The following is a 7,477-nucleotide window of genomic DNA, read 5'->3' as shown; positions in this document are numbered from 1 at the left end:
AATTATACCAGTATATAATAATAACTTGTCCAGATTTTCTTCATATTTAAAGCTTTTTTATACAAATGTACTGTATAAGTGTTTTTATATTTAATATAATCTCTTAAATCCATTAAATTTGTTTTTCTTTGGATGGTATTTGTTTTTTTGTTTGATTTTTAATGAGATTTTTCTAGTTTTTAATTTTATTTTTTATTTAAAATTCTGATTTTATTTTTTATAAAGTTTTAATTTTATATGGGATTATTTAATTTTTTACTGGGTTTTTATGAAAGTCTATAAATGAGCTATTAAGTTTTTTATGTATTATATTTTAAAGTTAATCGCTAGACTCCCACTATGTGTTTTACAATTTATCGCATTATGTGTTGCATATTTTTTTCTAACTTTTAATTTATCCTTGAAGCGTATTACACGTATAAATATTAGGTTGGTTTATCCTGATTTATCTGAAAAAGAACAAAACCACCGGATTAGAACAAGTGTAATAAGCCAATGTTTGACAATGATCGAATTTATAAAATGTTGGGGTATGCCGCCAGAATATAGTCTGTCATTATTGAAAAAAATTGATGGTTTGCAGCATTTTCAAAATGCAGTTAACAATGGTAGAGGCACAATTGTTGTGATTCCTCACTTTGGATGCTGGGAATTGTTAAATGCATGGATTAATTTATATGCTGCGCCAAAAATCATGTACAAACCAAGTAAACATAAAAGTTTTGACCGTTATATTTTACATGCAAGACAAATGACAAATGCTGAGCTAGTTCCTACTAATGAAAGTGGCGTTCGTGCTTTATTTAAACATCTCAAAAATGGCGGTTTAACTGTAATTTTACCGGATCATTTACCTAAAAATTCAGGTGGGATTTACTCAGATTTTTTTGGACAGCAGACATTGTGCAGTACGTTGGTATCTAAACTGGCAAATAAAACACAATGTAATGTTGTGGGGCTGAGTTGTATTAGGCAAGATAGTTGGTCTGCTTTTCATGTGCATTGTTACCCATTATCTGAAAATATTTTGTCAAAAGATCTGGATCAATCGGTTAGTGCCCTGAATCAGGATGTTCAAATGATTGTTGCCCAAGCCCCTGAACAATATTTGTGGGGATATAAGCGTTTTAGAGTCATTTTAAATAAAGAGAATATTTATAATAAAAACTAGAGCGTGTTTCTTAGTGAGTAGCATCAAATTGTTTATGGTGATTTTAAATACCTGACTTCTAATAATAGATACTTTTAAAACTCTTTGCCTTATACAAATTGAGCTAATACGATATTTACAAAAGTTACTTATCGAAAAATTAAAATTGTTAGTTGGGCATAAAAAAGCGACCAATATGGTCGCTTTTAAAATTCTTATGCTACTGCTTCAGGAGCAGTACGCCATAGGCTTTCAAGGTCGTAGAATTTACGTGCGGTTGGAAGCATTACATGCACGACAACAATGCCGAGATCGATTAATATCCATTCAGCATCACGTTCGCCTTCGATGCCAATTGGACGAAAACCTGCTTTACGTGCTTCATCAGCAACATTGTCTGCAAGGGCTTTAACGTGGCGTGTTGATGTACCGCTAGCGATCACAATAGCATCGGCAACATTGCTGATTTCGCTAACATCAAGTTCAATAATATCTTTGGCTTTTACATCAAGTAGAGCTTCGTGTACAACTTTTAAGCAAGCTTGTACATCGTGACTTTGAGAATTCATTGAGATTTCGTGAGAATTAGAAGCGCTGGGCGATGGTTCTAAATTCATATGAAGTATATTTTCCTGACAATAACTCATTGTCTAATATAGCGCCTTTATCCAAGAATTTCAAATGATGGATATAGGCGCTTATTGTTTTATATGGATAAATTATTTGTAAAATATTTATCTTTCCATGCAAATGATTGATTTGAATGAGATCGAGGTTTGTACTCTGCAGCGATATATCCTGTATAAGAGCTTTGCTGTAACCATTTAAAAATATCGTTGAAATTGATTTGAGCGGTATCTGGTTCGTGCCGTCCCGGACAATCGGCAAATTGGATATGTCCAATCCAGTCAATATTTTCTTGTAATGCTGTCAATACATCCTCACCCATCATTGCCATATGGTAACAGTCAAACTGCATTTTCAGCGCACTATGCTGAACAGCTTCTAGCATTTCTTGTGCCTGTGCAATGTTTTGTACAAGAAATCTTGGCATATCAGTGCCATTAATCATCTCGAAAACTGGTTGAATGCCATATTCTGTCAGCATATGACAAGCAAGTTTTAGGTTGTCTGCCAATGTATTCAGGCAAGGGAGCAAGTCTGAATCTATTGGTTGTTTGCCAGCTAAAATATTTACGCTTGGGATATTCAGCTCAGAGGCATATTGGATAGCGAGTTGTAATGCCTGATGAAAAGCTGCTTCACGACCTGGTATACCAGCAAGTCCGTTACCGCCTTGCATCAAGTCACCAGCTGGAACATTAATCAGACAAATATTCAGATCATAAAGTTCAAGCTGGGCACGGATGTCATCAATACTGAGTTCATAAGGAAACTGAATCTCTACATTATGAAAACCATGTGCGTGTGCAAGAGCAAAACGTTCAATTAAAGGCACTTCAGTAAAGATCATGGATAAATTTACGGCAAGTTTGGTCATATGATTGCTCCGTGCATTTATTTTATTGGATGATTTGATCTATTTACTTTTCCACACTCTGGATGACAGTTGCAAGATCAGTTTCAGCATAGCCCTTTTCTTGGTGCATGTTTAATTGTAATAAAGCTTTTTGTGCAACCGGAATATCCAGATCAAATTGTTTCGCAAGAGTTACAGCATTGTTTAAGTCTTTAGACAGGGTTTTTACTTTCCATTGCACAGGTTCAAATGTATGTGTTGCCATACGTGGTGCAAGTATTTGAAACGGTTTTGAATCTGCAAAACCACCAGCTAAAGCAGGAGCCAGTAACGTTGTATCAACTCCAGCCTGCTGCGCTAAGGCAACTGCTTCTGCGATCAACGTACTATTTGCAGCTACAATGAGTTGATTACATATTTTTGTTGCTTGTCCAGTACCCGTCTCACCCATACGTGTAACACGTTGTGAAAGTACATTATATACGAGACTTAAATCTTGGATGATTTCAGCATTTCCACCAGCAAAAATAACCAATGTGCCATTTTCAGCCCCGACAGTGCCTCCGGAAACTGGGGAGTCGATCCATGTTACACCTAATTGGCGAGATTTATCCGCAAGCTTGACTGTTTTATCCACAGATAGACTGGAAAAATCAACGATGATTTGCCCTGCTTTCAACTGGGGGTGGATTTGATTGAAAACAGCTTCAACAGCAGAGTCATCGGAAAGACAGGTCAGGATAATCGGATATTGATCAATCTGGTCTAACTGTAATACTGTTGCTCCCATATCAATCAAAGAGTCACAAGCAGATGCTGTTCTATTCCAGACAGCAATGTTCAATCCAGCCTGTAGAAGTCGGGTTGCCATTCGACTCCCCATTAAGCCCATACCTAGAAAAGCAATTTTAGTTTGGCGATCAAAATTCATGATTATTTTCCTACGATTAATCAGGCATCATTTATATTGACGCGGTAAAAATTGTACTTCTGGATTTTTATCTTTTTTACGAGCCAATTGACTATTTTTACCTAGTAGTAATTTAAGCTGCCAGATTTTTTCAAGTCTTAAGGATTTTTGCGGCTGGTGTTGCATGGCATCAAGAACCCGCTTTGCTGCCATGAGTGCATCGGGGGAGCGTTGCAGCATTTCTTTAGCAATAATATTTGTTTGAGCGAGCGGGTCTTCATTTAAATGGGTTACCAAGCCGATTTCTTTTGCATATTCAGCATCAAACACGCGTGCTGTCAGAGTAAGTTCTTTGGCTAGATCTAGTCCGATGATTCCTTTGATAGAGCGGGTCAATCCCATATCGGGTACGAGTCCCCAACGACTTTCCATAATGGACATTTGAGTTTTGGGATGGGCAATACGGATATCGGCTGCGAGAGCAAGCTGTATACCTGCACCAAAACAATAGCCTTCGATCGCTGCAATGACGGGCACAGGTAGTTCTTGCCAGATTAGAAATGCTTTTTGAAATAGGCTTTGTCCCGGTTTGATCAGCTCCCAAGCTGCATAAGCAGTATTTTTAGGATTATTCAGATCAGAAAGGTCAATCCCGGCACTAAAAACATTTGCTTCACCAGTTAAAATAACACAACGAATACTTCGATCCTTTTTGATGTTTTGAGCAGTTGTAACCAGCTCTTTAAGCAGAGCAAAACTCATTGCATTGCGTTTTTCGGGGCGGTTTAAATAAACTGTAGCAATCCCGTCTTTTTTCTCTAAGCGAAGTAGTGCCATGATATTAACTCTTATTTTTCCATGAGCCTGAGCATAGCATGTGAATCAAGGTGTTGCATGACAGTGTAGTCACACAAATGTGTCAAAGTTGCAAGTTGTTATACTCAAACAATTAATCTATGCTTCGGATGGTTTATCCAGAATCTGCTTGGCTGCTATTTCAACTTCATGGATGACCAGTTGCAAATGATCATAGCGTTGCAATACATTCTGAATAAATGTGTCGTCTGCCTTGCGTTGTTCTTTACGCAATGTCGATACATATTGTTCAAACTCACCAGTTGCTTTTTGTAGTTTTGGTGTACCTACATATCGGGTTGCACCATAGAGCCTATGTAAAACATGCTCTAGTTGAGGGAAGTCTTCAAGCTCAATGAGTTGCTGCATTTCCGTAAGTTCAGTTGGGAAACTATCCACCATCATCTTGAGTAAATCTTGTGCAAGATCTTCTTTGTTCGCAGCCAGTTGTAAACTTTGCTTCCAATCCAGAATATCTGGATCTAATGCATCTGCAATAAAACTTTTATCAGTTTTTTGTTGTGGCTGTACAAAACGGTCTGTTGTCCAGTTGGTCAGGATCTGGATGATTTGTTCAATTTGAATCGGTTTAGTGACATAGTCATCCATGCCTACTTTTAATAGTTTTTGTTTTTCATCCGCCAATGCATGTGCTGTTAACGCAATGATTGGCATACGCATACCATCAAGTGTTGACTCTAAAGAGCGAATGGCACGAGTAGTGTCAATTCCTGACATTACAGGCATTTGTATATCCATAAAGACCAGATCAAATGGTTTATAACCTTGTTCAATCCGTTGCTGGATGACAGTCAATGCTTCTTGCCCACTTTGTACTTTGGTTGTTTTGACGTTAAGTTCACCTAAGAGTGCCTCAAGTACAATCAGGTTTGGTAAATGGTCATCTACAGCCAGAACATGCAAATCACGCTCTTTGAAGTCATCACAATGTTCAACTTCAAAAATAGGCTGGTTGCTTAAAAGCTGGATAATCGCACTTCGGCTTAAAGGTTGATATAGAGGACGTGCTTTATATTCATGTAACATATTGGGTTCTAAGGACATTTGATAACCATAGACAGCCAGATTACCTGTGTAACGTCCACGAATCTCTCTGAGCAAAGCTTCGGTATCACCACTATGATCTACAATTAACCATGTATCTTCTGGGGCATTTGCAAGTGAGTTTAGGCGACTGAATAAATCCAGGATAGACTGGGTTTCAATGTGTTGCACACTATAATCTTCAAGATAGTGTCGTAAAACATTTGCTGTCGCTGGATGAGCCAAATACGACACGACATGCATGTCTTGAAAACTTGGATGAATCTGTTTAATATCCTCATCAACAGTAAACATGGCCGTAAACCAGAAGGTTGAGCCTTTTTCAGTTGGTGCACGTTCCTGATTATCCTCAAATCCAATTTGCCCATGCATCAAATGTACAAGTTGTTTGGAAATAGCCAACCCTAGCCCGGTACCACCAAACTGGCGTGTAACAGATGCATCACCTTGAGAGAAAGATTCAAACAGTTTTTTACGGTCTGTTCCGCTCAAACCAATACCACTGTCTTGCACACTAAAGTGAATTAAGCATTGTCCAATATCATCATGCTCCATACGAGCACGTACGATAATTTCACCATCAGGAGTGAACTTGATTGCATTCGAAATCAGGTTAGTCAAAATCTGTTTAAAACGTAGAGCATCTCCAATCACATGTTGTGGCAGGTTATCAGCATAATAAAATGCCATCTCAATCTGCTTTTGTGCTGCAAGTGGAGAAAGCATATCCATCACATCAAAGATGGCTTCTTCCAGATCAAATGGTGCGGTTTCTAACTCCAGTTTGCCTGCATCAATTTTGGAAAAATCTAAAACATCATTAATCAATGCCAATAGATGTGCAGAAGATTTTCGGATGGTCTGTAAATATAAACTTTGGTCATTACTGAGATTTCCTTGACGAAGCATCAAGTGAATAAAGCCATCAATACTATTGAGAGGGGTGCGTAACTCATGACTGATATTGGCAAGAAAAACTGATTTTGCCTGATTGGAAGAAATTGCCTGATCACGTGCCTGCTTATACGTGATGTTTTGAACTTCGAGTGTATCCAGCGTTCGTCTTAAATCATCTTCAGTTTGTTCAGTATGTTCTTTTAGTTCCAGAAAACTAAAATGCAGTCGCTTAACGACATTGGCAATATCTCGCTGTAGTAAACGCAATTCACCAGTACTATTAATCACCATATGCTGATCAAGTGTGTCTGCATTTAGACGTTGTAATTGCATGCGAATTTCATACATCGGAGCAATCCAGCGCCGAGAATAAAAATTCAAACACAATAAAAGTAACAGTAACGTGAATAAGCCAGTAGTAATTAAAACAATGAACACTCGATAATGTGAAATTTCTAGTGGTTGATTGTCCAGTTCTATCACTAACCAGATTGGAAGTTTTGTATTTGGATCAACACCGATTCGCATGCCGAAAGTATTGTTATGCTTATATTTAATTGGACCGAAAAAAGTACTGTTTTCTGGGAAATCTGGCCACAAGTTATTGGCTTGATAACCGACACTTAAGTAGTTTTTATGATGAATATCGGCAATCGTGGCGCGTTTTAAATGCTTTTCATTGAGAATGCTCTGCATGATGTTTTTAGCTTGATCATGTTGAGCCGGATTGAGCTGAACGGTTTCAAAAAGCTGGAGTGCAATATTTTGATAGCGACTTAAAATTGCAACCGCTGCATATTGTTGCTGTGTTTTGGCTGAGTTTGATGTTTCGGAAAGTACTAATACAGTACCAACACATGCCAAAATCATAATTGGCACAAAAATCATGGCAATAAGCTGTCCATAAGCATGATTTAAGCGCAAGCGTTTGAAAAGTTTTTTATTAAAATTTGACATGGTTCCAGCAACTCACAACCCATGTCGTGAATCTTAACATGCTTTTTTCATTCAGGTTGACAATAAAAATACCTGTTTTGTTTGAAGTTTATTTTTTAAGAAAATGTTACTTTATTGCTATTTTATTGATAAGTTTATCGTTTTTATTTCTAAGGTACTTATC

General features: G+C 37.6%; 6 protein-coding genes. 1 reads left to right on the top strand and 5 read right to left on the bottom strand.

The window, feature by feature from the left end:
- The first annotated feature begins 301 nt into the window (after positions 1–301).
- A complete protein-coding gene (locus KPC_RS16130) occupies positions 302–1,171 on the top strand; it encodes a lysophospholipid acyltransferase family protein (protein ID WP_121975379.1) in 870 nt (289 codons plus the stop codon).
- Positions 1,172–1,365: 194 nt separating this feature from the next.
- Here KPC_RS16130 and rsfS read toward each other — a convergent pair whose 3' ends face one another.
- From rsfS to KPC_RS16105, 5 genes are all read right to left on the bottom strand, one after another.
- Positions 1,366–1,767, bottom strand: a complete 402-nt coding sequence (rsfS, locus tag KPC_RS16125; protein WP_121975380.1) for a ribosome silencing factor — start codon at positions 1,765–1,767, stop codon at positions 1,366–1,368.
- A gap of 89 nt (positions 1,768–1,856) precedes the next feature.
- The gene (locus KPC_RS16120) at positions 1,857–2,651 is read right to left on the bottom strand and encodes a hydroxypyruvate isomerase family protein (protein ID WP_121975378.1); all 795 of its coding nucleotides are present in this window, start codon (positions 2,649–2,651) and stop codon (positions 1,857–1,859) included.
- Between the two features lie 43 nt (positions 2,652–2,694).
- A complete protein-coding gene (locus KPC_RS16115) occupies positions 2,695–3,561 on the bottom strand; it encodes an NAD(P)-dependent oxidoreductase (RefSeq protein WP_121975377.1) in 867 nt (288 codons plus the stop codon).
- A 27-nt stretch (positions 3,562–3,588) separates the two neighbouring features.
- Entirely contained in the window at positions 3,589–4,377 is a 789-nt protein-coding gene (locus KPC_RS16110; RefSeq protein WP_121975376.1) for a crotonase/enoyl-CoA hydratase family protein, read from the bottom strand.
- A 117-nt stretch (positions 4,378–4,494) separates the two neighbouring features.
- On the bottom strand, positions 4,495–7,314 hold the full coding sequence (locus tag KPC_RS16105; RefSeq protein ID WP_121975375.1) for a GacS-like sensor histidine kinase: 2,820 nt from the start codon (positions 7,312–7,314) through the stop codon (positions 4,495–4,497).
- Positions 7,315–7,477 lie beyond the last annotated feature (163 nt).

It is taken from the genome of Acinetobacter stercoris, assembly GCF_900323515.1.
GTDB lineage: Bacteria > Pseudomonadota > Gammaproteobacteria > Pseudomonadales > Moraxellaceae > Acinetobacter > Acinetobacter stercoris.
The sequence above is the reverse complement of the archived record's forward strand: the minus strand, read 5'-3'. Positions and strand labels throughout refer to the sequence as shown.

Bases quoted from the DNA above. Each gene is read 5' to 3' on its own strand.
- KPC_RS16130 (WP_121975379.1), top strand. From the start codon at position 302: ATGTATTATATTTTAAAGTTAATCGCTAGACTCCCACTATGTGTTTTA.
- rsfS (WP_121975380.1), bottom strand. From the start codon at position 1,767: ATGAATTTAGAACCATCGCCCAGCGCTTCTAATTCTCACGAAATCTCA.
- KPC_RS16120 (WP_121975378.1), bottom strand. From the start codon at position 2,651: ATGACCAAACTTGCCGTAAATTTATCCATGATCTTTACTGAAGTGCCT.
- KPC_RS16115 (WP_121975377.1), bottom strand. From the start codon at position 3,561: ATGAATTTTGATCGCCAAACTAAAATTGCTTTTCTAGGTATGGGCTTA.
- KPC_RS16110 (WP_121975376.1), bottom strand. From the start codon at position 4,377: ATGGCACTACTTCGCTTAGAGAAAAAAGACGGGATTGCTACAGTTTAT.
- KPC_RS16105 (WP_121975375.1), bottom strand. From the start codon at position 7,314: ATGTCAAATTTTAATAAAAAACTTTTCAAACGCTTGCGCTTAAATCAT.